General features: G+C 37.3%; 29 protein-coding genes. 19 read left to right on the top strand and 10 right to left on the bottom strand.

Translation table 11 applies throughout. The features are described from left to right. Positions 1 to 5: 5 nt before the first annotated feature. Both JN080_RS17535 and JN080_RS17530 read left to right on the top strand, forming a co-directional pair. Positions 6 to 848, top strand: a complete 843-nt coding sequence (locus JN080_RS17535) for a YitT family protein (protein ID WP_256237281.1) — start codon at positions 6 to 8, stop codon at positions 846 to 848. Positions 849 to 868: 20 nt separating this feature from the next. Further along, on the top strand, positions 869 to 1,270 hold the full coding sequence (locus tag JN080_RS17530) for an intracellular proteinase inhibitor (RefSeq protein WP_256237280.1): 402 nt from the start codon (positions 869 to 871) through the stop codon (positions 1,268 to 1,270). A 60-nt stretch (positions 1,271 to 1,330) separates the two neighbouring features. On the opposite strand, the gene JN080_RS17525 is transcribed toward JN080_RS17530, so the two are convergent. From JN080_RS17525 to JN080_RS17515, 3 genes are all read right to left on the bottom strand, one after another. Beyond that, entirely contained in the window at positions 1,331 to 1,519 is a 189-nt protein-coding gene (locus tag JN080_RS17525; RefSeq protein ID WP_256237279.1) for a DUF3813 domain-containing protein, read from the bottom strand. A gap of 1 nt (position 1,520) precedes the next feature. Further along, positions 1,521 to 1,679, bottom strand: coding sequence for a hypothetical protein (locus JN080_RS17520; protein WP_256237278.1), 159 nt, complete (start codon positions 1,677 to 1,679; stop codon positions 1,521 to 1,523). A gap of 108 nt (positions 1,680 to 1,787) precedes the next feature. Then, a complete protein-coding gene (locus tag JN080_RS17515; RefSeq protein ID WP_256237277.1) occupies positions 1,788 to 2,597 on the bottom strand; it encodes a Cof-type HAD-IIB family hydrolase in 810 nt (269 codons plus the stop codon). A 365-nt stretch (positions 2,598 to 2,962) separates the two neighbouring features. On the opposite strand from JN080_RS17515, the gene JN080_RS17510 reads away from it, so the two are divergent. Both JN080_RS17510 and JN080_RS17505 read left to right on the top strand, forming a co-directional pair. After that, a complete protein-coding gene (locus JN080_RS17510; RefSeq protein WP_256237276.1) occupies positions 2,963 to 3,271 on the top strand; it encodes a metal-sulfur cluster assembly factor in 309 nt (102 codons plus the stop codon). 176 nt (positions 3,272 to 3,447) lie between these two features. Beyond that, positions 3,448 to 4,578: a TIGR04053 family radical SAM/SPASM domain-containing protein gene (locus JN080_RS17505; protein WP_256237275.1), complete on the top strand. Its 1,131-nt coding sequence runs from the start codon at positions 3,448 to 3,450 to the stop codon at positions 4,576 to 4,578. A 26-nt stretch (positions 4,579 to 4,604) separates the two neighbouring features. Here JN080_RS17505 and JN080_RS17500 read toward each other — a convergent pair whose 3' ends face one another. Next, positions 4,605 to 5,303, bottom strand: a complete 699-nt coding sequence (locus JN080_RS17500) for a Crp/Fnr family transcriptional regulator (protein WP_256237274.1) — start codon at positions 5,301 to 5,303, stop codon at positions 4,605 to 4,607. Between the two features lie 360 nt (positions 5,304 to 5,663). Between JN080_RS17500 and moaA the strand changes: the two genes are divergently transcribed. Further along, positions 5,664 to 6,680: a GTP 3',8-cyclase MoaA gene (gene moaA / locus JN080_RS17495; RefSeq protein ID WP_256237273.1), complete on the top strand. Its 1,017-nt coding sequence runs from the start codon at positions 5,664 to 5,666 to the stop codon at positions 6,678 to 6,680. Between the two features lie 78 nt (positions 6,681 to 6,758). Here moaA and ric read toward each other — a convergent pair whose 3' ends face one another. Further along, complete coding sequence (gene ric, locus JN080_RS17490; RefSeq protein WP_256237272.1) at positions 6,759 to 7,457, bottom strand: iron-sulfur cluster repair di-iron protein; 699 nt, start codon at positions 7,455 to 7,457, stop codon at positions 6,759 to 6,761. Positions 7,458 to 7,701: 244 nt separating this feature from the next. On the opposite strand from ric, the gene JN080_RS17485 reads away from it, so the two are divergent. The 3 genes from JN080_RS17485 to JN080_RS17475 all read left to right on the top strand — a co-directional run bounded on the left by JN080_RS17485 (position 7,702) and on the right by JN080_RS17475 (position 10,549). Further along, positions 7,702 to 8,967: a molybdopterin molybdotransferase MoeA gene (locus JN080_RS17485; RefSeq protein ID WP_256237271.1), complete on the top strand. Its 1,266-nt coding sequence runs from the start codon at positions 7,702 to 7,704 to the stop codon at positions 8,965 to 8,967. Then, positions 8,955 to 9,482, top strand: coding sequence for a molybdopterin-guanine dinucleotide biosynthesis protein B (gene mobB, locus JN080_RS17480; RefSeq protein ID WP_256237270.1), 528 nt, complete (start codon positions 8,955 to 8,957; stop codon positions 9,480 to 9,482). The genes JN080_RS17485 and mobB overlap by 13 nt, the downstream gene beginning before the upstream one ends. A gap of 341 nt (positions 9,483 to 9,823) precedes the next feature. Then, on the top strand, positions 9,824 to 10,549 hold the full coding sequence (locus tag JN080_RS17475; RefSeq protein WP_256237269.1) for a YwiC-like family protein: 726 nt from the start codon (positions 9,824 to 9,826) through the stop codon (positions 10,547 to 10,549). Between the two features lie 69 nt (positions 10,550 to 10,618). Here JN080_RS17475 and JN080_RS17470 read toward each other — a convergent pair whose 3' ends face one another. Continuing rightward, the gene (locus tag JN080_RS17470; RefSeq protein ID WP_256237268.1) at positions 10,619 to 11,311 is read right to left on the bottom strand and encodes a Crp/Fnr family transcriptional regulator; all 693 of its coding nucleotides are present in this window, start codon (positions 11,309 to 11,311) and stop codon (positions 10,619 to 10,621) included. A 289-nt stretch (positions 11,312 to 11,600) separates the two neighbouring features. On the opposite strand from JN080_RS17470, the gene JN080_RS17465 reads away from it, so the two are divergent. Together JN080_RS17465 and clpB are read left to right on the top strand one after the other, a co-directional pair. Further along, complete coding sequence (locus JN080_RS17465) at positions 11,601 to 11,780, top strand: YjzC family protein (RefSeq protein WP_256237267.1); 180 nt, start codon at positions 11,601 to 11,603, stop codon at positions 11,778 to 11,780. Positions 11,781 to 12,067: 287 nt separating this feature from the next. Then, positions 12,068 to 14,671 carry an ATP-dependent chaperone ClpB gene (clpB, locus tag JN080_RS17460; protein WP_256237314.1) on the top strand — a complete coding sequence of 868 codons (2,604 nt, stop codon included), beginning with the start codon at positions 12,068 to 12,070 and terminating at the stop codon, positions 14,669 to 14,671. A gap of 66 nt (positions 14,672 to 14,737) precedes the next feature. Here clpB and JN080_RS17455 read toward each other — a convergent pair whose 3' ends face one another. Further along, a complete protein-coding gene (locus JN080_RS17455; RefSeq protein WP_256237266.1) occupies positions 14,738 to 14,920 on the bottom strand; it encodes a YjzD family protein in 183 nt (60 codons plus the stop codon). Positions 14,921 to 15,113: 193 nt separating this feature from the next. On the opposite strand from JN080_RS17455, the gene JN080_RS17450 reads away from it, so the two are divergent. The 3 genes from JN080_RS17450 (at position 15,114) to JN080_RS17440 (ending at position 17,601) form a co-directional block, all read left to right on the top strand. Beyond that, positions 15,114 to 15,848 (top strand): alpha/beta fold hydrolase, encoded by a 735-nt coding sequence (locus tag JN080_RS17450; RefSeq protein ID WP_256237265.1) that lies wholly within the window; start codon positions 15,114 to 15,116, stop codon positions 15,846 to 15,848. A 71-nt stretch (positions 15,849 to 15,919) separates the two neighbouring features. Further along, positions 15,920 to 16,774: a hypothetical protein gene (locus JN080_RS17445; protein WP_256237264.1), complete on the top strand. Its 855-nt coding sequence runs from the start codon at positions 15,920 to 15,922 to the stop codon at positions 16,772 to 16,774. Between the two features lie 626 nt (positions 16,775 to 17,400). Further along, positions 17,401 to 17,601 (top strand): ComZ family protein, encoded by a 201-nt coding sequence (locus JN080_RS17440; RefSeq protein WP_256237263.1) that lies wholly within the window; start codon positions 17,401 to 17,403, stop codon positions 17,599 to 17,601. 28 nt (positions 17,602 to 17,629) lie between these two features. On the opposite strand, the gene JN080_RS17435 is transcribed toward JN080_RS17440, so the two are convergent. After that, on the bottom strand, positions 17,630 to 17,854 hold the full coding sequence (locus JN080_RS17435) for a hypothetical protein (protein WP_256237262.1): 225 nt from the start codon (positions 17,852 to 17,854) through the stop codon (positions 17,630 to 17,632). Between the two features lie 205 nt (positions 17,855 to 18,059). On the opposite strand from JN080_RS17435, the gene JN080_RS17430 reads away from it, so the two are divergent. From JN080_RS17430 to JN080_RS17415, 4 genes are all read left to right on the top strand, one after another. Next, positions 18,060 to 18,992 (top strand): beta-ketoacyl-ACP synthase III, encoded by a 933-nt coding sequence (locus JN080_RS17430; RefSeq protein WP_256237261.1) that lies wholly within the window; start codon positions 18,060 to 18,062, stop codon positions 18,990 to 18,992. A 120-nt stretch (positions 18,993 to 19,112) separates the two neighbouring features. Beyond that, on the top strand, positions 19,113 to 20,354 hold the full coding sequence (gene fabF, locus JN080_RS17425; protein ID WP_256237260.1) for a beta-ketoacyl-ACP synthase II: 1,242 nt from the start codon (positions 19,113 to 19,115) through the stop codon (positions 20,352 to 20,354). A gap of 130 nt (positions 20,355 to 20,484) precedes the next feature. Beyond that, on the top strand, positions 20,485 to 21,273 hold the full coding sequence (locus JN080_RS17420; RefSeq protein ID WP_256237259.1) for a DUF2268 domain-containing putative Zn-dependent protease: 789 nt from the start codon (positions 20,485 to 20,487) through the stop codon (positions 21,271 to 21,273). 144 nt (positions 21,274 to 21,417) lie between these two features. After that, on the top strand, positions 21,418 to 22,164 hold the full coding sequence (locus tag JN080_RS17415) for a YjbA family protein (protein ID WP_256237258.1): 747 nt from the start codon (positions 21,418 to 21,420) through the stop codon (positions 22,162 to 22,164). Between the two features lie 97 nt (positions 22,165 to 22,261). On the opposite strand, the gene trpS is transcribed toward JN080_RS17415, so the two are convergent. Both trpS and JN080_RS17405 read right to left on the bottom strand, forming a co-directional pair. Then, positions 22,262 to 23,257, bottom strand: a complete 996-nt coding sequence (gene trpS / locus JN080_RS17410; protein ID WP_256237257.1) for a tryptophan--tRNA ligase — start codon at positions 23,255 to 23,257, stop codon at positions 22,262 to 22,264. Between the two features lie 452 nt (positions 23,258 to 23,709). Further along, positions 23,710 to 23,937, bottom strand: a complete 228-nt coding sequence (locus JN080_RS17405; RefSeq protein ID WP_256237256.1) for a hypothetical protein — start codon at positions 23,935 to 23,937, stop codon at positions 23,710 to 23,712. A 561-nt stretch (positions 23,938 to 24,498) separates the two neighbouring features. Here JN080_RS17405 and spxA point away from each other — a divergent pair. Next, the gene (gene spxA / locus JN080_RS17400) at positions 24,499 to 24,894 is read left to right on the top strand and encodes a transcriptional regulator SpxA (protein WP_256237255.1); all 396 of its coding nucleotides are present in this window, start codon (positions 24,499 to 24,501) and stop codon (positions 24,892 to 24,894) included. A 301-nt stretch (positions 24,895 to 25,195) separates the two neighbouring features. Continuing rightward, positions 25,196 to 25,861 (top strand): adaptor protein MecA, encoded by a 666-nt coding sequence (mecA, locus tag JN080_RS17395; RefSeq protein ID WP_256237253.1) that lies wholly within the window; start codon positions 25,196 to 25,198, stop codon positions 25,859 to 25,861. Positions 25,862 to 25,936 lie beyond the last annotated feature (75 nt).

Genomic DNA, 25,936 nt, shown 5'->3' with positions numbered 1-25,936 from the left:
GCGGAATGATTTGGCTCCAAACAAAAAAAACGGTTGTTGTTATTTTCGGTGCATTTTTAGTTGCCATATCAATGAATTTATTTTTAATCCCAGCAAACGTCTATTCCAGTGGATTTGCAGGGATTGCTCAATTATTATCAAAAGTGTTAACAGAATATACACCAGTAAACATTTCAATGGGTTATCTGCTGTTAATTCTTAATATCCCTGTTGCCATTATTGGATGGATAAAGGTAGGGAAATCATTTACCATTTATAGTTCCATGAGTGTTCTCTTTTCTACCATTTTTTTAGAAATGATCCCGATTAAACAGGTGGCCCATGATATTCTCTTAAATACTGTTTTTGGCGGTGTGATTTTAGCGGTAGGGGTTGGTTTTACTTTAAAATGGGGAGCATCAACTGGCGGATTGGATATTATCGCAATGGTACTCTCTCGTCAGAAGGATAAACCTATTGGCAACTATATGTTCATCCTAAATGGAATTATTATTTTCACCGCTGGCTATTTATACGGTTGGGAAAAAGCACTTTATACGCTTGTTGCCCTTTACACTACAACAAGAGTAATTGATACGATACACACAAGACATGAAAAGCTGACGGCCTTGATCGTCACCAGAAAAGGGGAAGAATTGAGGAAAGCGATCCATTCCAAGCTTGTCAGAGGAATCACAGCAATTCCAGCAAGAGGGGCATATACAAATGAATCAAAGGATTTGCTGATGATCGTCGTCACCCGCTACGAGCTGTTTGATTTAGAGCGAATTATAAATGAAGTAGACCCAAATGCGTTCACAAATATTATTGAGACAACAAATGTGGTCGGTTTTTTTCGCAGAGATTAAGCAATGAGGAGGTTACCCGAATGCGTGCAATTTTGATTGCTTTTTTGTTACTAATTATTACTCCCACGGCTGATATCAGAGGGTACCAGCATACGAGTAAAGACACTATGATGCGAGATGAGGTTTATCGGAAAATTTATAAATTGGGATTTAAGGGGAACTATGTTATTACCGGCGAAGCTAAACCAAAGAATAGCACTCTTTTTTATACAGTTGAAGATGGGCATGTCCAATTCATTCGTGAAAAAAAGGTTAAAGTAGACGGAAAAACAAAAAAATGGCATCCATTTAAAATCATAATAAATATTCCAGATACAGCGCTTCCTGATAATGGAGGTGTGGTCTTAACCTTGTATGAGCGCAATGCAAATGGGAAAATGATTCATTCCTATCCAATTACTCTCGAACAATTTTATCATTAGAAAAGGAGGTTGTTGAAAAGGGACAGAACCCTTTGCGACATCCTCCTTTTCGTTTAAAGCTTAATGACTAAGGTTTTCAAGCTCATCTTGCATTTCATGGAGCTGACTTTTTTCGGCAATGGTTGAGTTTGCATAAGCAGAGCTTAATGCATTTTTTGCTTTCTCCATTGCAGTTTGTCTGTCAGCAGGACTTGCGGTTCTGGCCATCTCAACAAATCTTCTAGCTTCTTGGAAAAGTTGATTACCCATCTTATAATCCTCCAAAGGAAGTCTCATGTGTATTGGACATTTTATAGGCTTCTGCTTCCGCATACGTCATGTGATAGGGAATGCGCTTGGAATGCATCGTCACGGAATCTTTTCCTTGTTGGACAAAGCGTCTCGATTTGCTTGATCTACCTTTACCCATTCGAATCCCTCCAATATTTGAGCTTGTCGAAACAGCCTCAGCCTCGCTGCTTCCTTAGTAGTATGCCCGATTGGACTATTATCAAATTAGGTAATCACTGACACTTCACTAAAGATTCAAAAATTGCGCTAAATAAGCAGCAACCCCATCTTCTTCATTGCTAAGTGTAATATCATTGGCGATATTTTTTACTTGATCGATCCCATTACCCATTGCAATGCCACGGCCAGCATACTCGAGCATCTCTAAATCATTATCCTCATCACCGAAGGCAATGACTCTTTCAGCTGGGATGTTATAATAATTTGCTGCTTTTTCCAAACCAACCGCTTTATTTAGTCCGCTCTTAATAATTTCGATAACATGCCATGGGGCTGCCCAGTTGCGGTGTTCAATAACTTCGGCGTGTGCTGCGGATAAGTGGTGGCGAAGGGGCTTAAGTTGTTCTTCCTCTGTATGAATTAATAGGCTTGTCGGCGATTCATGTAAGTAATTGGCTAAGTCCCCTGTAGTAATCTTTGGATTGCCGAACCCAAAAATATCCAATAATTTTTCGTCATGATAGTGAAAATAAACATCATCCATCACTTCAGCAACAATATTATAAAAATGATAAGACCTGCAGACATCCACAATATCCTTTGCAACCTTAATATCGAGTGGGTAATGGTAGGTTCCCCAACTTTGGTCGAGTGGATGATGAATAAAGGCACCGTTAAAATTAACAATAGGAGTATCAAGCTCCAGTTCATGATAATACATTTCACTTGAACGAAACGGTCTTCCAGTAGCGATCATTACAACATGTCCCTGATCTTTTGCTTTTTTTATTATCTTTTTTGTTTTAAAAGATATGGTTTTATCATCTTTTAACAAAGTTCCATCTAGATCTAATGCAATTAAGTGTCGCTCAGTCATAAGTCACCTTCTTCTTCATCATTTGGTTTAAGTTTTTTTTTAGAAAAATGTTCTATTAGATGTTAAACTTAGCTAGGAATTTTATTTTAATAAAAGTGGAAAAAGGTTTTTACTCTTTCTATAATTACTATGTTAACAATTTTATATCTATCCTGTAAAAAATTTCACTTCATGAAATTTTTACATTTTGTATAATTAAGGAGGAGACGCTTTATATCAGTGTTTGGGAACAAGTAATAAATTCCACCAGTGAGATAAACAAGCTTAAAGAAGTTTATGAAAAAGGCTCTTATTGATGTTCATGGGGTATCAAACAATTATGATTAAGAAAAGAAGAAGCTAGACAAATAAAAGGAGTGATATATATGAATGACGAACTAAAAGAAAGTATTATGGGTGCGCTTGAGCTTGTAATCGACCCGGAAATTGGGATTGATATTGTTAATTTAGGTCTAGTCTATGATCTTGAAATGGATGGGGAAGGAAATCTTACTGTAAACATGACATTAACTGCAATGGGCTGTCCACTTGCTGGAACGATTATTGATCAAGTAAAAAGGGCATTAGCTGATATTCCTGAAATTAAAGATGTCGAAGTAAATATTGTTTGGAATCCACCTTGGAATAAAGATATGATGTCAAGATATGCTAAAATTGCACTGGGAATTAAATAATAACAATAGTGCGGTGCCCTCTGAAAGAAGTACAGAGGGCACTTTTTTGGTCATATTTTTACCGTATGCATGATCACGGCAGTGAGTTAGTTCACTTTATGAAAATATAAACACCATTATAATACTATTATTAAGGCCTGTAGGATTGAAAAAGTCGGTTTTAGGAGGCGTTTTATATGGTGTTTAGCCGTAATTTTAATAAAGACCCATTTATTGTTATTTGGGAACTAACAAGGGCTTGTCAATTAAAGTGTTTGCATTGCCGTGCAGAGGCCCAATATCATCGTGATCCCCGCGAATTAACATTTGAAGAAGGGAAAAAGCTAATAGATCAAATATACGAAATGAATAATCCAATGCTTGTGTTTACCGGAGGAGACCCTTTGATGCGTGAGGATGTATTTGATATTGCCAAGTACGCTGTTGAGAAGGGCGTCCGGGTCTCAATGACTCCAAGTGCAACACCGAACGTAACAAAAGCAGCAATGGAGAAAGCAAAGGAAGTTGGATTATCCCGTTGGGCATTTAGCCTTGACGGTCCGACTGCCGATATTCATGACCATTTTCGAGGTACTGCTGGATCCTTTGATTTAACATTAGAAAGAATAAAATATTTACACGAACTTAATATCCCTGTGCAAATCAATACCGTTATTTCTCAATATAATATAGATTACTTAGATGAAATGGCAAAGGTTGTCGAAGATTTAAAATGTGTTTTATGGAGTGTATTTTTTCTTGTTCCGACTGGCAGAGGCCAGGTATCCGATATGATCTCACCTGTACAGCACGAGCAAGTATTCAGATGGCTTTATGAATTAAGCAAACGTGTCTCTTTTGATATTAAGACAACAGCAGCGCAGCACTACCGACGCGTTGTAATCCAGCAAAAAATGCGGGAAGCAAAAGGAGAAACGCAAGAAATCACCTATTTAAATGCCCTGACTGAGCAAGGGTTAACCGGCTCAATTGATGGTCTTGGGCGAGCTCCGAAGGGTGTCAATGATGGAAATGGGTTCGTGTTTATTTCACATATTGGCGATGTTTACCCGAGTGGTCTTTTACCTATTAAAGCAGGAAATGTTCGTGAACAACCATTGGCCGAAATTTACAGAGAGTCACCAATTTTCCAATCCTTGCGAAATCCTAATCTTTATAAAGGAAAGTGCGGTATTTGTGAATTCCGGCATGTCTGTGGAGGGTCTAGGTCGAGAGCCTATGCAATGACGGGAGATTATCTTGAAAGTGAACCTTTCTGTGTGTATATACCCAAAGCATTAAGGGAAAAAGAAAAACAAGAAGTATAAACAAAAGGGACGGAAGAACCGTCCCTTTACTCTATATTGCAATACACGGCTGGGCAATTTTCACAGCCTATTTCATCCTTTAAGAATTGTAAATTTAAAATAGTTATTTTACCTTTTTTTACGGAAATAATTTTATCTCTTCTTAATTCGCTTAAAATACGGTTGGTACTTTCCCGAGAAGTTCCGCAAAAATTGGCAAGTTCTTGATTTGTTAATGGCAAATCAATTAAAATTCCATCTTTTAGTTTTACACCAAAGCTATTTGACATACGGATAAGTGTAGAGAAAAGTGCGCCCCGTTTTCCGTTTAAAACAAGATCACGGAATTTTGTTTGCGTTTTTCGGAAATGATCACTCATCCATTTCATAAATTCAAACGCAAGCGAACTGTTTTGAAAAATTTCATTTTCCAAAACATCTTTTCGAATGGCTGCTACTTCACCTTCCTCTAAAACTTTGGCGCTTAATAAATATCTAGGATCTGGAGTGAATAAGGTTAATTCGCCGCAAATATCATTTTCCCCACAAATTCGTAATGAAAGTTCACGGCCGTCTGTAGTAATTTTGCTGATTTGGACTCGCCCGGAGAGAATAATATAAAGCTCTGCAGCTTCCATTCCTTCTTGAAATAAAAAAGCACCTCTTTCACTCTTAAATTTCCGGTCAGCAAATTGGAGCAATTCTTTAATTTGAATTGAATGCGTTGGTTTTATTTTTGTTAGCAATTATCTCACCCTTATTATTGAAATGAAGTCGATGTTATCTTTAAAAAAGTATTTTTTATGTTACGACTGCTATTTTTACTTTATTTTAGCGCAAGTTGATATGTATAATTGATCTAAACAATGACAATACAGTGAAAACTATTCGTAAAAAGCGGCTTAACTACTCTTAAATGTGACATTTTTAACATCTAAGCAGGCATGTAAGGAAGTAAAATAAAGAATTCCGTTGCTGCTAAGATCAATTAATACTCCCACTAACTTATTTGGATTGAAATGAAAGTGAAAAAAATAACAGTATTTTTATTCTCATATTGGTAAACTTGTTTTATATCCGCTTTTAAAATAATGGAGTTGATACTATTGGGAAATACCATTATTAATGATAGATTGAATAGACCGTTGCACGATTTAAGAATTTCTGTTGTCGATCGTTGTAATTTTCGTTGCCAATACTGCATGCCAGCTGATAAATTTGGCTCCGATTTTGTTTTTTTACCAAGAAGTGCGTTATTAACATATGAAGAAATTGAACGTTTAGCTAAAATTTTTGTAGCATTAGGAGTAAAAAAAATCAGGCTGACGGGCGGAGAACCCCTGTTGAGGAAAGATTTACCAACCCTCGTAAAAAAGCTTTCAATTATTGAAGGCCTGGATGATATTGGGCTTACAACCAATGGGGTACTTCTATCCAAGCTTGCGGAGGATCTAAAAAGGGCAGGATTAAAAAGAGTTAATATAAGTCTAGACAGCCTAAATGATGAGTTATTCGGGAAAATTAATGGGCGCGGTATTGGTACAAAGCCCGTATTAGATGGGGTTAATGCGGCAAAACAGGCAGGGTTAGGCATAAAAATAAATATGGTTGTAAAAAAAGGGTTGAATGATTCAGAAATTATTCCGATGGCTGAATTCTGTAAGAATGAAGGCCTGCAGCTTCGATTTATTGAATATATGGATGTAGGTTCGACCAACGGTTGGAAAATGGATGATGTTGTTACAAAAAAAGAGATTTATGAACTCCTAATAAAACATTATGAGCTTGAAACACTAGAGCCTACTTACTTTGGAGAGGTAGCAAAGCTATATCATTATAAAGATTCACAAGTAGATGTAGGTTTTATCACTTCCGTTTCTGAATCATTCTGCAGCAGCTGTACCCGGGCCCGATTATCCGCCAATGGACAGATATTCACTTGTTTGTTCAATGGAAATGGTCATGACATTCGTGACTTTATGAGAAATGGCGCTACCGATGAGCAGCTTCGTGAAAGAATCATTGAAATTTGGTCGGGAAGAACGGACAGATACTCAGATGAGAGAACAGCAGAAACCCGTAAAAACCGAAAGAAAATTGAAATGTCCTATATCGGCGGATAAAGAAAAAACTCTCTGAAGGAGAGTTTTTTCATGTTCTAGGAAATTATAGACTTGGCCACTATGGATAACTGTTTAAGCTTATTTTAGGTACCTAGGAAATAGGATATTATTTTCAAGGTGTACATGCATGAAGGTTTCTTCTTCAAGCATTTCAAGTCGCTGATAAACTAAAGTGTATGTCCCGCAAGCATCAAAGGGTAATTGAAAATCTGCTGTAACAGTACGCAATTCTTTCAATAGAGAACCTGATTCATCATGCTCTTTTTCCAATTCACTGATCATGTTAATTGCTTCCTCACGGTTTTCAACAGTATTTGCCTCTAGCTGTTTAATTAGGGGGAAAACAACTGCTTCTTCTTTGACCATATGTTCAAGCATTCCCTTTTTGAACGCGTAGAATAATTCATTCACTTTAAGAAGCTCTGGATGGTTATCGCCATGTACACGGGAAACCTTCGTTACATATGGACTAAGCATAGTAAGTTCTTCTTCAAGTGGACGGTGATAGTTGGAAATAACGTGATCAATAATTGTATTTGAATCTGAGTCCGTCCAAACCTCAAGGTTTGTTTCTCCTGACTGGCTCTTTTCACAGACATCGTTTAATTCTGATAATAATTGATCCATATCAATTCCATTTTCTGTTACTGCTTGTATTAATGGAATATTGCCGCCACAGCAAAAATCGATCCGATGTTTTTTGAAGATGTCGCTAGACTTAGGCAGTTCATTTACTATATCTTTAACTAGAGAATTTTTTGAAAAAGGGATATTCATTTGTGTAATCCTCCTCTATTTTGCATCGCATGACATAAGCATATAGGAATGAAAGAGAAAAATGGGTGATGGGCATCACACTTCTTGGGTGATTTTTCTTTATAATTAATACTTGAAGAGTTCTTCCCATAGTTCCATGTGTTACTGTGTTTTAATTGAAATTATAGTGATAATATTAATTACTGAATATGAAATGTCTAACCGTTTAATAATGTAAACTTATTTGTTTTAGGAGCTGATGAGAATGTTTGAAAGAAGAACACCGATTTCAATTGGGGATGCTGTCCAAAAAATAATGGAATACCAATATAGTGGGACACCGGAATTGATTTCGATCGATGATAGCTATGGTCGTTTTCTTGCGGAGGATTTAATTGCAACTTGTGACGTTCCCCACTTTGATAGGGCTCCATATGATGGCTTTGCAGTGAGGTCTGTGGATACCAAGGCAGGATCATTAACAAATCCGATTGAATTTGAGGTTATCGATCACATAGGAGCTGGAATGGTTTCGACTAAAACACTAAAGGAAAATCAGGCTGTTAGAATTATGACCGGTGCAATGATGCCAGCGGGTTCAGATGCCGTTGTCATGTTTGAGGTTGCACCAACCTCTCAAAAAAATGGAAAATCTTATATGACGATTAAACGGAGCTTTAAACAGGGAGAAAATGTTTCCTTTCATGGTGAAGATGCCAGGGAAGGAGAGATCCTTGTGGAAAAAGGAACAGTGATTAATCCAGGAATCCAAGCTATGCTCGCTACTTTTGGATATGCTAATGTTCCTGTCGCTCGAAAACCGGTTATCGGCTTATTTGCAACGGGTACAGAACTTTTAGAGGTAAACGAGCCATTAGTTCCTGGGAAAATTCGCAATAGCAATTCCCATATGATTTCAGCACAAATTGAGCGCGTTGGTGGTAAGGTAGACTACTTAGGGAAGCTTCCAGATGAATTTGAAACGTGTTTCAATGCTGTTAAAGATGCCTTGGATAAGGTTGATCTATTGGTAACAACCGGGGGAGTATCGGTAGGCGATTTTGATTACCTTCCTGAAATATACCAAAAGCTAGGGGCAAATGTTTTATTTAATAAAGTAGCAATGAGGCCTGGAAGTGTTACGACCGTTGCCGAGTATAATGGTAAATTGCTTTTTGGACTCTCGGGGAATCCTTCTGCATGTTATGTTGGATTTGAATTATTCGCCCGCCCTGTTATCAGGAGGATGCTATTCTCACAAAAACCACATCTTCGGAAAGAAAAGGCAATTCTTGATGCCAATTTTCCAAAAGCAAATCCATTTACACGATTTGTAAGAAGTGCTCTAACTATTGTCGATGGGAAGCTGCGAATTTCGCCAAGTGGATTAGATAAATCAAATATCATTATGAGTCTTGCTGGTTCCAATTCATTAATGATCCTTCCGGGAGGCACAAGAGGTTATGAAATAGGGACAGAAGTAGAAGTCCTGATGCTTGAGGATAAGCAGGGTTGTGAATGGCCTTGGTAAAACCTGTTATTTTTCAGGTGGTTGGCTATCAAAATAGCGGGAAAACGACAGTTGTGTCGCAACTGATTAATCAGCTTAAGACAGAGGGTATGAACATCGTTACCATTAAACACCATGGGCATGGTGGAAAACCAAGTGTTATTGAAAACAAGGATTCCTCGAAGCACCTCGATTCTGGGGCGCTTGCATCAATAGTAGAAGGTGATGGCCGCCTTTTATTGCGAGCTGAGAAGCCAAACTGGACTTTAAAAGAGGAAATTGACTTATTGAGCTTTTTTAAACCAGATGTTATCTTACTAGAAGGATTTAAAGGTGAGCTATTTCCTAAATTACTGATAGTAAGAAAAGCTGAAGATCTTGAATTATTAAAAGAAGTTAGGGATATAAAGATCGTTATTACCTGGGATGAAAGATTGAAACTAGAAGTAGATTCTCAAATAGATATCCCATGTTTCCAAATAAATGATAAAAGGTCAATTGAGTGGGCGATAGGTTATTTAAAAAGTCAGTTATGAGCTTCGTTTGAAAAATTAATTTAAAAAATGACAAAATTGTGACTATAGTCACTGCCCCTTTTCTCAATTAAGTATATAATGAACTCAGGGGATATAATGTTTGTTGATATATTTGGTCAAGGGAGTTATGGAAATGCTCATTTCAACTGTGTAAAGAAGCTACCAGTTACGTGAATGTAAAATTCACATGAGTATTTCCACACTCACTTGAGCCATAGTTTATGAAAAATACGTTACAATTTAGAAGGCTGAGGCCTTCTTTTTATTTTTCTGTGATTTGATTCACTTACCTTTCAGTATAGCTGTCTTATAGTTAAAATAGCTGAAAAGGAGTGATCGACATGAAATTATTTTTACCAAAACAACATGGTGCTTGGGCAATGGTAATTATTCCATTTTGGCTGGGGGCAATTGAAGGCGGGGTTGTTTGGCAGCATGTTCCTTTTTTTATCGGATGGCTTTTATTATATTTAGCAACCTATCCGATGCTTCTATTATTCAAAAAGAAAAAAATCCCATTCTATACGAAATGGACATTCCTATATATGGTCCCAGCCGTTTTATTGTTGCTTTTTCCACTCTTTAAAAATTACGGCATTATCTACTTTGGACTGCTAATGATTCCTTTTTTTATTATAAATGCGTTTTATTCAGCTAAAAATAAAGACCGTGCTCTTATGAATGACTTTAGCGCAATCTTCGCTTTTTCGTTTGCAAGTATTGCAAGTAGTTTTCTGGGTGCCGGGTCGGTAACTGCAATGGCCGTCTTTGTTTTTTCATCATCAGTGCTTTTTTTTATTGGCTGCACTTTTTATGTTAAAACCATGATCAGGGAAAGGAAGAATGTTCAGTTCAAATGGATATCTTGGATTTACCACATTCTTGTACCAATTTGCTGGCTTGTTCTTGGGTATTGGATCGCGGCAATTGCCTATATACCGAGTTTACTTAGAGCAATAGGCTTTTATGGAAAACCTTTATCAACAAAAAAAGTGGGTATATATGAAATTGTTAATGCAGCACTATTCTTTATTATTATCAGTATTCAATTAATTGTGGCGGGATAAACAAAAAAAGCTCGAGCATCTCATATGCTTGAGCTTTTATTATATGTTTCAGTTGACGCTGAAGTATTTCTAGTTTATTTTACAGATCTCAATTGGACAGTTTTCACAATCAATTTCATTACGAAGGAATTCTAGATTATGGATGGTAATGATCCCTTTATTGACGGAGATTACTCCCTCTTTACGCAATTCACTTAGGAGACGATTGACTACTTCTCTGGATGTACCACAGAAATTTGCCAATTCTTGATTTGTTAAAGGAACACTAATTAAGAACCCTTCATTTGTCTTTTCTCCAAAGCTATTAACAATTCTAATTAAAGTTGAATAAAGTGCTCCTTTTTTTCCATTGAGGACTAAATCGCGAAATTTTGCTTGCGTTTTACGGAATTGGAAACCCATCCATCTCATGAATTCTGCTGCAAGGATGTGATCTTTCGAGAGCTTTTCTTCAAGGACGTCTTTCATAATGACAGAAACTTCTCCGCTTTCAGTAACACGGCCGCTTAGTAAATATTTTTCAGCGGGACAAAATAAATCGAGTTCACAGATTAAATCTCCGCTCGTACACATACGTATTGTTAGTTCTCTTCCATCAGGAATAATTTTATTTATTTGAACAATGCCACTATGGATAATATACAATTCATTTGCAAGAGAACCTTCCTGAAAAAGGAAAGTGCCCTTTTCAACTTTTCTTGTATGATGAACTATTTCGAATAGTTCTTGCAGTGCTGTTGGAATTTTTTCGATTGACTGCATAATTATATAACCACCTTTAAAGGGGAGATCAATTGTTTAAAAATTTTTAAAGTAAGTCGGACATGAGTAATCATGATTCTACTATCATTATAGTGTTTACTACAAATGCATTTCAATGATATCAGTTATTATTTCATATTTTAGTCATAATTTGTATCTTTTTTATATGCATTACAGGAAAATAGCTGTAAATTAGTGCATTGCTGGTAAAAAACTAAAAAAACTTCCATTTATCATCAAATCCCTAACAGGAAATAATAAAAAAAGACAAATGAAAGGAGGAATTGGATTGGGACAAAACCGGCAATTTGGAGCAGGGAAAAAAGCGCCTAACAATGGAATATATATTGAAATTGGTGAGACAGGCAGCACTATAAATAACCCGCAGAAGATCAAGCTGAAGGCAGGGGAGGCATTCCCTGAAAACTCCAACCACAATCGCAAATGGACTTACTTAAGAAAACCTTAAATTAAATAGAAATGCGGAAGCGCCCGTTAAGCGACGTATGGACTGGAGCTCACTGACTGAGAAAAAGGAAACACGGAGCTATAGTCGTTTCGATGTTGACTTATCGTAGGGAAGTGAGCGAAGTACACTAGCCGCTGGGCGCTGAAGCTAGACAGTTCTCAAAGTTAAAAGAGATGTCCTTATTTATTAAATTGAAAAGTCATCCAAATCGGATGACTTTTCTTTCATTTTTTCTTAGACTATAATAAAATAAAAGGTCAAAAATGGTCAAATGGAGAGTGAAAATGATGGACTTGAACCAAATGACAGAACGTTTACAAAACGGATTAATGGATGCACAATCATTGGCAATAAAGTCAAACCATCAAGAGGTTGATGAACCACATTTGTTCTTATCGCTTATGAGCCAAGAGGATAGCTTGATTTCCACCATTCTGCATAAATTAAACATTGAACAGCAAAAAATTGAGAATTCTTTAAAAAAGGAACTAGCAAAAATTCCTCAAGTAAGTGGAACAGGTGCTGAACAAGGAAAACTTTATATAACTGCCCGATTGCAAAGGATCATTGTAAAAGCAGAGGAACTGGCAAAAAACTTTTCTGACGAATATATGTCTGTTGAGCATGTATTATTAGCTGCAGTCTATACAAATGATTCAGCCATAGCCAAAGCACTAAACACCTACAAAATAACTGCCGATCAAATTTTACAAGTAATTAAAGAAATAAGGGGGAATCAAAAAGTGACATCCCAAAATCCAGAAGCTACTTATGATGTTTTAAAAAAATATGGCAGAGATCTCGTTGCTGAGGTTAAAACGGGGAAAATGGATCCCGTTATCGGCAGAGACACCGAAATAAGACATGTCATTCGGATCTTATCCCGGAAAACAAAAAATAACCCGGTTCTAATTGGTGAGCCTGGTGTTGGGAAAACCGCGATCGTGGAGGGACTTGCACAGCGGATCGTCAGAAAGGATGTGCCGGAGGGCCTTAAAGATAAGACAGTTTTTTCCTTGGATATTGGCTCGTTGATTGCAGGGGCAAAATTTCGCGGTGAATTTGAGGAAAGATTGAAAGCTGTTCTTAATGAAGTGAAAAAAAGTGAAGGGCGGATCCTGCTGTTCATTGACGAACTGCATACAATTGTAGGTGCAGGAAAAACGGAAGGAGCGATGGACGCAGGTAATATGCTTAAACCAATGCTCGCCCGCGGGGAGCTTCACTGCATCGGTGCCACAACATTAGATGAATATCGAAAGTATATTGAAAAAGATGCTGCACTTGAACGAAGGTTCCAGCAGGTCCTTGTCCAAGAGCCGAATGTTGAGGATACCATATCGATTTTACGTGGTTTAAAGGAGCGATTCGAAGTCTATCATGGTGTCAAAATTCATGACAGGGCACTTGTAGCAGCGGCTACCCTATCTGATCGATATATAACAGAGCGCTTTCTCCCAGATAAAGCAATTGATCTTGTTGATGAGGCTTGCGCCTTAATCCGAACCGAAATTGATTCAATGCCAACTGAGCTTGATGAAGTTACCAGAAGGGTCATGCAGTTAGAAATAGAAGAAGCTGCTTTAAGAAAGGAACAGGATGAAGTAAGTAAAAAAAGAGTAGCAGGACTAACGAAAGAATTGGCGAACCTAAAAGAACAAGCCGATTTAATGAAAGCACAATGGATTCAAGAAAAAGGAGGTATTCAAAGATTACGCGAAAAAAGGGAAGAACTCGAAAAACTGCGAAGGGATTTGCAAAACGCAGAGGATGATTATGATTTAAATCGAGCAGCAGAATTGCGTCATGGAAAGATTCCATTAGCTGAGAAAGAATTAAAAGAAATGGAATCGAAAACAGCCATGCAGAATGAAGAAAAGCTGCTCCGAGAAGAAGTTACCGAAGAAGAAATTTCCAATATTGTGGCTAGATGGACAGGCATCCCGCTTGCAAGGCTTGTTGAGGGTGAACGAGAAAAATTACTGAAATTAGAAAGTCTTCTACATGAACGTGTTATTGGCCAAAATGAAGCGGTTCAATTAGTAACAGATGCTGTATTACGGGCACGAGCAGGCATCAAAGATCCCAATCGTCCAATTGGTTCATTCCTTTTTCTTGGACCTACTGGTGTTGGGAAAACTGAATTAGCCAAGGCTTTAGCAGAATCATTATTTGACAGTGAAGATCAAATGATTCGTATCGATATGTCCGAATATATGGAGAAACATGCTGTTTCACGGTTAATTGGGGCGCCTCCAGGCTATGTCGGATATGAAGAAGGCGGGCAGTTGACAGAAGCCATTAGAAGAAGACCATATTCAGTTATTCTGCTTGATGAGATTGAAAAAGCGCATCCTGAGGTTTTCAATATCTTATTGCAAGTACTGGATGATGGACGGATAACAGATTCGCAGGGACGGACGGTGGACTTCAAAAATACAGTTATCATCATGACCTCTAATATTGGATCCAATCTATTGCTTGAACGACAAGGAAATGAGATAGATGAGGACACGAGAAAAAATGTTTTAAATGGGTTAAAGGCCCATTTTCGCCCCGAGTTTTTAAATCGGATTGACGAAACTATTTTGTTCAAGCCGTTATCAGTAGTGGAAATAAAAGATATTGTGGTAAAGCTTATTAAAGAACTGCAGCAAAGATTAAACGAACAACAGATTGAAGTTACGCTGACAGAGGAAGCAAAAGAATTTATTGCAGTTAATGGATTCGATCCAATCTATGGTGCAAGACCATTAAAGAGATTTATTCAAAGAAATCTTGAAACAAAGCTTGCTCGTGAAATTATTGCTGGGCATATTCACGATCATTCAAAGGTAAACGTCACTATCGAAAATGGAGAAATAAGAATAGAAGCGGAAGCGATCGTTTAAAAAGGGACGTTGACTAAAAGTAAAAAGGTCATCCTGTGCATAGCAGGATGACCTTTAAAGAAAAAATTAATGTTTTTCGACTGGGTCGTTTGGAATAACTGCTGATATTGCATACACCAAAACTACAACAACTAAAGCTAGAATGCTACCAATTTTAAAATCATACGCAGTTCCAAGCATGGAAGTGATCACGTAAGTCAACATTTGTACAAGAAGGAATCCCCAGAATAAAGACCAAAAAAATCGCACAATTTTTCACCTCTTACCTATTATAATCCATTTTTATCTTACCATATGCAAAAAAAAATAGAAATAATAAAAGATAATTTCGACATTTTGCTATTTTTTTTAGTTTGTATTGTAACAATAGGCGCTGGCCCCGTTCACTTTATTGGAAGCAACATAAAATAAGGTGAGGAAAACTGGCAAAAGGAGTTTAATCATGGAGAACCGGAATTTTCAGCTTGATACTGAGTGGAATACGATCCATTACCCTGAAAAACCTACAGGGTTTGGTATCTTGATTTTAGGAGATGAACGTCATTTCGTAGATGCTCGAAAATGCTTCTGGTCACAGAATGAAGGGAAGCTGCCTATTATAAATAAATTTAAACAATCAGGGTACATGGTATTTTCCTCAAACCTTTATGGACGAAGTTGGGGAAGTGAGAAAGCCGCGGACTTAGCAGAAAGATTGTATCAACATGTGATAAGATCAGAAATTTTAAATAGCAAAATTCATATTCTTGCTGAAGGTATGGGTGCCCTTACAGCTCTAAAATTGATGAAAAAAATGAGGGACCAGATAAGGTCTGTCGTCTTTCTTAATCCAATCCTTTCATTGAAGCATCACCTTGAACAGGAAAGAGAGCATAAATTCTTTTACAAAAAGCTCTCAAAGGAATTGGAGTGTGCTTATCAATGCAGTTTTAAGCAACTAGAAGTTGAAATTTCTAATTGTGAAGAGGATATTCCCCTTGATAGTGGGATACCGATTAAAATGATTCATGTTCTGACTGGCGGCAGATCCTATAACCAAACGAAGTATAACCAGTCATTAATAAAACATGAAGTTGAAAACAAAACTGTTGAGTCTAGCTTAATACTCCCTGAAAAAAAGCAGCAGCTGGGAACCATGATTGTAAAATTTTTTAACAGTCATGAGAAAGTCTTGTGAGTTAAGCCAAATGAAATAATTCCTAATGAATCTGCATAGGATTCATTAGGAATTAATTGGGGGGAGCTAAATTGGACAAGGTTATTATTTATGGTGTTCATGAATTTGTTGGATTTCACCTTTGCAAGGGATTTCTTGAAAAAGGCTATTGTGTAACCGGGATTCATTTTAATATGGAAGATGCCTTATTTGTAGAAGAAAAAAGACTAGAAGTTGGCAGAAATGCAAATTTTGTAGAGAAGGCACTACAGGATTCGGATAATCTGAGCGAAGCTGAAAGCGGGCCTGCGATTATTATTATTTCACTCTATGATTTGTTAATGACATATAAAGAATCTGCATTAACTACTAAAAAAGTATTCGCAAACATGGTCCAATCTTTAAACAAACAAAAACAAACTAAAAACCAGATTGTCTACCTGCTCCCGATTCAATTGATAACAGGTTCTAACGATTTAAATGGCATCGAGGATGTAAAGGATTTTTTAAAGGAAACAAAACGGAAGGATCGCTCGATCCAGCTTGTTTATTTACCAACAATCTTTGGTCCTTGGCAGCCACCTTCATTTCTTTTTCAAAGATTGCTGTTAAACCAGCTAAATAAAATAGAAGAACAAATTGTAATAAGAGAATGGCCATTTGATGCTATTTTTATTAATGACGCACTTGACCCGATGTTTGAGACAATCCAAACAGGTAAACCGGGAAGTTTCTTGCTTGAAAGCGGTATTCCTGAGAGTTGGAAGCGTTGTGCTGACTTTCTAAAAATTGACCAAAGCATAAAAAGTGAATGTGAGAGTGTAGACATTAAAAGTGATGAACAAATAGTAAAGCTATCTTTACAAAATATTACTCCATACAGTGAATCACTTACGATTCAAAGGGAACACATATCCCTCTTACGCGACTTGGAGGATGAATCCTAAGTTCATTTTGAAAGATAAGAAAGTATTTTAACTTTAGAATTGTCTAGCTCCGACGCACAGGACGTGCTAGTGCCGACGTTGCCGCCAGGACGGCGGCGCTTTTAGTGGGCCAGCGCCCAGCGACTAGTGTACTTCGCCCACTACCTTACGATAAGTCAACATCGAGTCGCTAACGCTCTTCGTGTTTCCTTTATCCCGTATTAACGGGCAGTAGATTCTCAACTGCCCGTTAATACCCGATTGGCTTAACTAACAATCAGCGAATAAAACCTCGCTGATTGAAGTTTCACCTTATCTCAGTCAGTGTGCTTCAGTCCTGTCGTGCGCTAAACGGTCGTTTCCGCTTTTCTTTGCAAAATTAGCTTTTCATTTTTTTTTCATAAGGTTAGAATATAGGTGGTTAATCAGCAAAGTGAGAGGTTTACTCTTGGAAGCAGAAATGCGTTAGAGGGATATGGTTGCTTTTCACTTGTAAAATCCCCATAAAGTAGGGATCATTTGCTACATATGAATGGCAGCAGGAAATTGAGGGATTCTATCAAGAAGCACTAGCAAAATAAAAATGAATAAACGAATTTAAAATTAAAATGAAACAAGGAAACAAACAACTAAAAGGAGACTTCTATATGAACGATCAAGATAAATCACTACAATTTATGCAAATTGCCTTAAAATATTTGCCCCAGGCAAAAGAGCAACTAGATAAAGCTGGCGTGGAGTTGTCATTAGATGTGATTCAGCCATTTATGGAATTATTTACAAAAGTTATGCAAGAGGCCTATGAACTCGGAAGGGAAGAAGCAAGTAAGGAAGTAAATCAAGAGTAAGCGAAAGAGGATGATGATGGCATCCTCTTTACTCTTTTTTCCACAATTGTTCGATGATCGGAAAGACTTTATGGAACAATGGTTTTAAATTTTGTGCGGATTCGATAAGGGAGTCAATATTTACCATTAATTCTTCATAATCTAAAGAAGCTTGTTGAACTTGGTTTTCCTCCACCTCACTTTTTGAACCAAACATCATCCGTGAAAATGGGTCTTCAGCGACCTTGCCATCACTCTTCTTGTCTTCTTCCATGCGTAATCTTACCCCTCTCTATTCTTCCTAATATTTAGAATATGATTTATTTTGGTCATCGGTATGGATAGATGCGGAAGTTAACTTGATATAAAGGTTGCCTTATTCAAAAATCATTGCTAAAATTAGTACCAAGTCATAATAATTGATAATAACAAAATAAAATATAGTAAGAATGATTTATATGTTTAAAGGAGATGGGTGTATGAACGCCGGTATCGTCGGAATAGGAAGATATATACCAGAAAATATTGTTACAAATGCTGATCTTGAAAAAAGAATGGATACTTCAGACGAATGGATCCGCACGAGGACAGGGATTGAAGAACGCCGAATAGCCGGAGACGATATTGATACATCCGATATGGCATTCGAAGCCGCAAAAAAGGCGATTGAAAATGCAAACATAAATGCAGAGGACATTGATTTAATTCTAGTTGCAACGGTAACACCAGATCGTCCGTTTCCATCGGTATCATGTATGCTTCAAGAAAAATTAGGAGCAACAAAAGCGGCAGCGATGGATATTAGTGCAGCATGTGCCGGCTTTATGTATGGAATTATTACAGCAAAACAATTTATTGAGACAAATGCCTATAAAAATGTGTTAGTCGTTGGGGTTGAAAAGCTTTCGAAAATTACCGATTGGAATGATCGTAATACTGCTGTTCTCTTTGGAGACGGTGCAGGTGCAGCTATAATCGGACCTGTATCAGGCAATCGAGGAATCCTTTCCTTTGAGCTTGGTGCAGATGGGACTGGAGGAAAACACCTCTATCAAGACGAGTATATCATCATGAATGGCCGTGAAGTATTTAAGTTTGCTGTTCGCCAAATGGGAGAAAGCTGTATTCATGTACTAGATAAAGCTGGAATTTCAAAGGATGAAGTCGATTTCTTTATTCCACATCAAGCCAATATTCGGATTATGGAAGCATCTAGACAAAGACTTGAGATGCCAGAGGAGAAAATGTCCAAAACTATTAATAAATATGGCAATACTTCCGCTGCATCCATTCCAATTTCCATTGTCGAGGAATTAGAAGCCGGAAAAATTAAGGATGATGATGTTATCGTTATGGTCGGATTCGGCGGCGGACTTACTTGGGGAGCGATTGCGATCCGTTGGGGTAAATAAATGCGAAAGCATACCTTGAATGATGGTACTAGACAATGAGGGAATTTTAAATTGAAATAAAGTTTGAGCTATAACAATTGAATATCTTACTTAAATTTTGCAGATAAGGGGATGCACAAAATGGAAAAGCGCAGAGTAGTGGTGACGGGCGTTGGAGCAGTCACTCCGCTTGGAAACGATGTTGAAACCACCTGGAAGAATATAATTGAAGGTAAATCAGGAATCGGACCATTAACACGAGTAAATGCAGATGAATATCCCGCCAAGGTTTCCGCAGAAGTAAAGGACTTTGATCCGGAAGCTTTCATGGACAGAAAAGACGCTAGAAAAATGGATCGCTTTACCCAGTTTGCAGTTGCAGCAGCAAAGATGGCTGCCAAGGATGCCAATCTTACTATTACTGAGGAGAATGCTGCTCGTGTCGGTGTTTGGATTGGATCTGGAATTGGAGGTATGGAAACCTTCGAACAACAATTTGAGACATTTCTAAAAAGAGGGTACCGCAGGGTTAGTCCTTTTTTCGTACCAATGTTAATCCCAGATATGGCTGCAGGCCAGGTTTCGATCTTACTAGGTGCGAAAGGGTTTAATTCATGTACTGTTACAGCCTGTGCAACTGGTACAAATTCAATCGGTGATGCTTTTAAGGTGATTCAACGCGGAGATGCTGATGCGATGATCACTGGAGGGGCAGAAGCACCAATCACAAGAATGTCTGTCGCTGGATTTTGCGCCAACACAGCGCTTTCTACAAATCCAGACCCAAAAACAGCATGTCGGCCGTTCGATAAGAATCGTGATGGATTTATTATTGGTGAAGGGTCAGGGATTGTTGTTCTTGAGGAACTTGAACATGCCTTAGCACGCGGTGCAAAAATTTATGGGGAAATTATAGGCTATGGAGCAACAGGCGATGCCTATCACATTACTGCACCTGCTCCAGGTGGAGAAGGTGGAGCAAGGGCTATGAAAATGGCTATGAACGATGCAGGACTAAAGCCTGAAGAGATTGACTACATCAATGCTCATGGAACAAGTACCGAATACAATGATAAATTTGAAACTGCTGCTGTAAAAGAAGCTTTTGGGGAGCATGCTTATAAATTAGCAATGAGCTCTACAAAGTCAATGACAGGACATCTTCTTGGAGCAGCTGGCGGTATTGAAGCAATTTTTTCAGTGCTGTCATTAAGGGACAGCATTCTTCCGCCAACGATCAATTTGGAAACTCCAGATTCAGAGTGTGACCTAGATTATGTACCGAATACTGCCCGCACCCAAGAGATTAGCACTGTGATGAGCAACTCTCTTGGCTTTGGCGGACATAACGCAACAATCATCTTTAAAAAGTATAATAAGTAGAAAAGCAGAGGCCTGACTTGGTTAATCCATGTCAGGCCCTTTTTTTACAAACATCAACTGCGCTGTGAACCCATTTTTATCTCATTAATAAAATACCATTAGATAAGTAACACAAATTGGAGTGGGGAAAATGGGGATCATTAAAACTGATCTATGGCTGCAGCAGGAGTTTAACTATCCAACAAGAATTTGTGAACGGTTGGCTCCATACTTTAAAGGGCAAAACAAACATGAAATCTACCAGCAGTTATTGCGATTTGGAATGTTTAAACCGTCAAGGATGAGCCGGAATACTTTGGAAAAAATGATCGATAATCATACATGGACTAGAATTGAAGAGATCTATCAGCTATATACCGAGAAGTGGTCTGGACCAAAAATCCCAGTCTTTTTATTTCCGATCAATTCGAATAGCGGTTTTTTTAGAAAAGTAGAAAAGAGTAAGTCAGGGGTATCTTTTCCAGATAAAATGTTTTTGTTTTTATCAGAGGATGTCAATCTAAAAGAGGTAGAAGCTCTCTTCGTTCATGAATACCACCATATATGTAGATTAAACATGTTGAAAGGAAACATGGAGGATTATACGTTATTGGATTCGATCATTATCGAGGGACTGGCGGAATATGCCGTCTTAAAGAATTGTGGAAAAAAATATTTAGCAGAGTGGTGCAATCTGTATTCGGAAAACCAAATCAAGCAGTTTTGGGAAAGGTATTTGAAAAATAATCTAGACTGTAAGAAAAAGGAGAAATTTCATGATGATCTTTTATACGGGCTTGGTCGGTTTCCGAAACTTGTCGGATATGCGGCAGGATTTTCGATCGTCCACGAATATTATCAAAAACATCCTTATTCAACAAAAAAATCATTTACACTTTCTGCTGAAAAATTAATAGACCAAACTAGTTATAAGTTATAGAAAAAATAAGGATTATAGCAAACGATTTTTCATCCCCTTGCTTAAAGAAAAACTAAATGGTTTTAACTATCTACAAAGGAATAATTTAACTCATCTCTGCCCATACTGATTGACAAATAGTATCTTGAAGTGAGGGGTTGTACAATGTTGTATCTTCATGATGTTTGGGTCAATTGGTTTGAGGGAGAAGAAAATGGTTACAATGTTTGCCACTTTCACGAATGGCGAAAGGATGACGGGGTTGAATTGTTAGACCAAGTGCCCCTTATAAAAGTTAAGCCAATTTTATTTCGCTATATTGAAAATGATCTATCAGAATTACCGCAACAGCTTCTAGACGATATTTTTCAAAAAGCTTATTTAAGAAAAAACCATGAAAGAGTTCAGTTAGATTATTGTTTTGTTGTTACTGATGGTGTGGGGATCATGGCGGTTGATACGATAGGCTATACGATTCCAATCAGGAAAAGCAGGCTTATTCCGAGGCAAGAACAATTAGTTTACGAAATGATTGAAAATCATGATGCAATAGATTATACATTCCATGAAAATCTATTGGCTAAAGACTTTCATATTTTGTCTCCTGAGCCGGGATTAATGACGGGGCTAACTAGAAAAGAGCGGCAATTAAAGCAGCTTTTGTTTATGGCGCTTGATCAACTGCATTCGACAAAAAATGAAGCAGAGGTCCGATATTGGTATACAGAGTGGTGTCCCGAGCGTTATCCGTCTATCCAGGAATTACAATTTGAGGATGCATGGGATTGTTTGTTTAATGAGATTAAGTATGGCTGGACAGGAAAGCATGAGAATTTTTGTGAAAACATCATAAAAGGGCAGCCGTTTTTTGAAAAATTATGGGAAATGGAGCACGGCTCTAAAGTAAATTAAAAGCCTGACCCCAAAGGTAGTAAATGATACCTTTGGGGTCAGGCTTTTTTTTAGTATTATAAGTTATAACTGGTTCCATTCGTCACTAACCGGGCGCTTACGCTTTTCTATTTTTACGACCAAGCCCCATAGCGTTTTCCATTTTTTTAAGCATCTTACTGGCAACTTCATTAGCCTTCGCTGCACCTTCATCCAAGATCTCGTCGAGCTCACTGGATTCAATTAATTGGTAGTATCGGTTTTGGATTGGTGTTAAAGCATTAACAACTACTTCAGCTAAGTCGGCTTTAAAATCGCCATAGCCCTTCCCACTATACATGTCTTCAATACTAGGAATGGGTTTACCGCCTAGAATTGAATAGATGGATAACAGATTGGAAACCCCCGGCTTATTACCTCTGTCATATTTCACAATTCCATCAGAATCGGTTACAGCGCTTTTTATTTTCTTTTCGATTTGTTTGGCATCGTCAAGCAGGGATATAAAGCCTTTATTATTTGGATCAGATTTACTCATTTTTTTTGTTGGCTCCTGTAAGGACATGACCCTTGCGCCAACTTTCGGAATTCTAGCCTCAGGAATTGTTAGAATATCATTATATTTTTTGTTAAACCGTTCAGCTAGGTCGCGGGTTAATTCCATATGTTGTTTTTGGTCTTCCCCAACAGGAACAACATCAGCGCTGTATAATAAAATATCAGCGGCCATTAATGGTGGATAGGTTAGCAAACTGGCGAGGACCGAATCTTTACCCGCTGATTTGTCTTTAAATTGAGTCATTCTTTCTAACTCACCCATGTAAGCAACACACTGCATGATCCACCCTGCCTGGGCATGCGCAGGAACCTCTGATTGAATAAATAATGTTGCTTTCTTAGGATCAATTCCGACCGCTAGATACAACGCCGCTAAACTTTTAATATTTTTACGAAGTTGTTTAGGGTCTTGTGGAACAGTAATGGCATGCTCATCAACGATACAAAAATAACAGTTATATTCATCCTGTAGTTCAACAAACTGCTTTAATGCACCGATATAGTTTCCAAGCGTCAACATTCCGCTAGGTTGAATTCCCGAAAAGATCGTTTCCATTTCCATTTCCTCCTACTAATCAATGGTTAGTCATAAATAAAAAACCATTCATCCTAGTTATAGGGACGAATGGTTCGCGGTACCACCCTAAATTACTCAAACTTGTTGCTTATAATTTTAGTTTCTATTCCTATTATAATGAAATGAATATTTGTAATCAAGCATGCTAAACATAATAGAAAATCAGACCGATCAGCATACAAAAAACAAGTAGCCAGCCATGTAGAAGCGATCAATTTTTGAACGATCCCGCACCCTGCATTCGTATGATCCAATTGTTCATCAATATGCTGAAAATGAACCATTATCATTTCGGGAGATAGCAAAGGGTCATTTTGTCCTCTGCTTCGATGAAGAGTATGAGAAATATTGAAACAGATAAAATAAAAAAATGATCTCGCAAATGTGAGATCACTTTTTTATTTTATAGAACCAGAGCGCTGCCGCGTTTCTTATCTTTGTTTACTGCGTTTACCCTTCCATTGGCTTCCAACACTAGACCAATTACCGCCAACGCTGTTCCAGCCAACCTGAAATCTTGCTGATTGATCAACAAATTCATTTCTCTTATTTCTAGCGAAAACCTTTTCCCCAATGCCATTTAGCATAACACCCATTATTGCAACAAGTCCCACTGATAGGACTGTAACAATGGCGACGTCGATTATATAACCTGCCATAATAAAACCTCCCGTTTCATCATTAACAAAGATTGTAAAAGTACATTTGCCTTCCTTATTCTATTTTAAAAGAACTTTTTACTTAAAGGAAGAGATAAAAGTGAAAAATGTTAAAAATATCAGGATTCATGTATCCGTTTTCATTTCAAAATGTTAATTGAGAAAGTGTTAAGGGAAAATTAAGCCTTGAGAAGTAATATATAAAGATGTAAATAAGAAAAAAGTTATTTTATATCCTTTTTTTCAACAAAATGTCCGTCTGAAAGGTGGACGTGAATTCGAATTATTTAGTATATCCTTTTCTAAGCAAGATATTTAAAAGAAATAATATGAAAAAATTAGGCGAAATTTCGACAAATTTCGTAAATATTTATTTTTTTGTTTACATATCAGTTTGTTTGAATAATATTTTTTAAAAAGGATACCTTTTTTTTAGGTAGTGGTGTATAATTATGATATAAATTATTTAATTAAATTCATTTTAATTTAGCGACAATTTTATTAACTCAAACAATGCTTTTATATAATCGGAACCCTTAAAATAAAGGAGTGTGGAGACTGATGGTAACATTATACACTTCACCAAGTTGTACATCATGCAGAAAAGCAAAATCGTGGCTTGAAGAACATGAGATTTCATATAAAGAAAGAAATATCTTTTCTGAACCATTGTCAATTGATGAAATTAAAGAAATTTTGAGAATGACCGAAGATGGGACGGATGAAATTATTTCGACTCGTTCAAAAACGTTTCAAAAATTGGATGTAAACTTGGAAAACATGCCGCTTCAGGACCTATTTGAACTTATTAAAGCGAATCCCGGCTTACTCCGCCGGCCAATTATCATTGATGAAAAAAGATTGCAGGTTGGATACAATGAAGATGAGATCCGACGTTTCTTACCAAGAAAAGTACGTACCTTCCAGCTTCGCGAAGCACAGCGAATGGTCAACTAAAATGCAAAAGGCCTTCTTTAGGAGGTCTTTTGTTTTATCTTTAGGACCTTTTCGGAGCTTTGAATTTGTGATGTAAGTGTATTTTTGTTATTATAGAATGAATCAATGGGTATCTAGAAAAAATAAATTTTCTAGATATTTTATTTCCCTTATTATCGGTTTTGTCATAAAATATAAGTACAAGAGTATACCTTTATGTTAGCACTAAATAAAACCTTTAATAAAGGGTAAATGGTATCCAGTATCGTCTGCTTGGGGGTATTTAGTCCCTTCAATCTGGAAACGGAAGGGAGAAAGATCGATGGATATAGAACGTATAAATGAAAATACAGTTAAGTTTTATATTTCATACGTTGATATAGAAGATAGAGGCTTCGATCGGGAAGAAATTTGGTATAATCGTGAGCGGAGCGAAGAACTTTTTTGGGAAATGATGGAGGAAGTCCATCAAGAGGAAGAATTTACGGTTGAGGGTCCACTTTGGATTCAGGTCCAAGCATTAGAAAAGGGATTGGAAATTTTAGTTACAAAAGCCCAGATTTCTAAGGATGGACAAAAATTTGAATTGCCCATTCCCGGTGATAAGGATATTCCAGTCGATGAGAGAATTGAGGATCTTTTAGACCATCATCTCAATCCCCGTGGTTCTCATGATGATGAACTACTTGAAGAGGAAGATATTCTTGAATTTTTACTTGCTTTTCAGGATTTTGAGGACGTCATTATGTTGTCAAAACGGTCAGAACTTGATGACCTATTGACGAAGCTTTTTTACTTTGAGGGAAAATACTACTTATATGTAGAATTTCCTGAGGATTTAATTGACGAAGATGAAATTGATGATATTTTAAGTGTTCTTCTTGAATATGGATATGAGACATCATTAACGATTCATAGAATTCAGGAGTATGGAAAAGAACTGATTTCGGAGAATGTTTTTTCAGAATTAAGAAAACACTTTGATTAGTTAGTAACCGATTTCGTTATTGAAATCGGTTTTTTTTACCATTATCCTAAATAGTAAAGAGGTTCGGTAGGCGGG

This window comes from Bacillus sp. EB600 (genome assembly GCF_024494385.1).
In the GTDB taxonomy this organism is placed as follows: domain Bacteria; phylum Bacillota; class Bacilli; order Bacillales; family Cytobacillaceae; genus JAEVLT01.
This window is presented reverse-complemented; position numbering and strand designations above follow the sequence as displayed.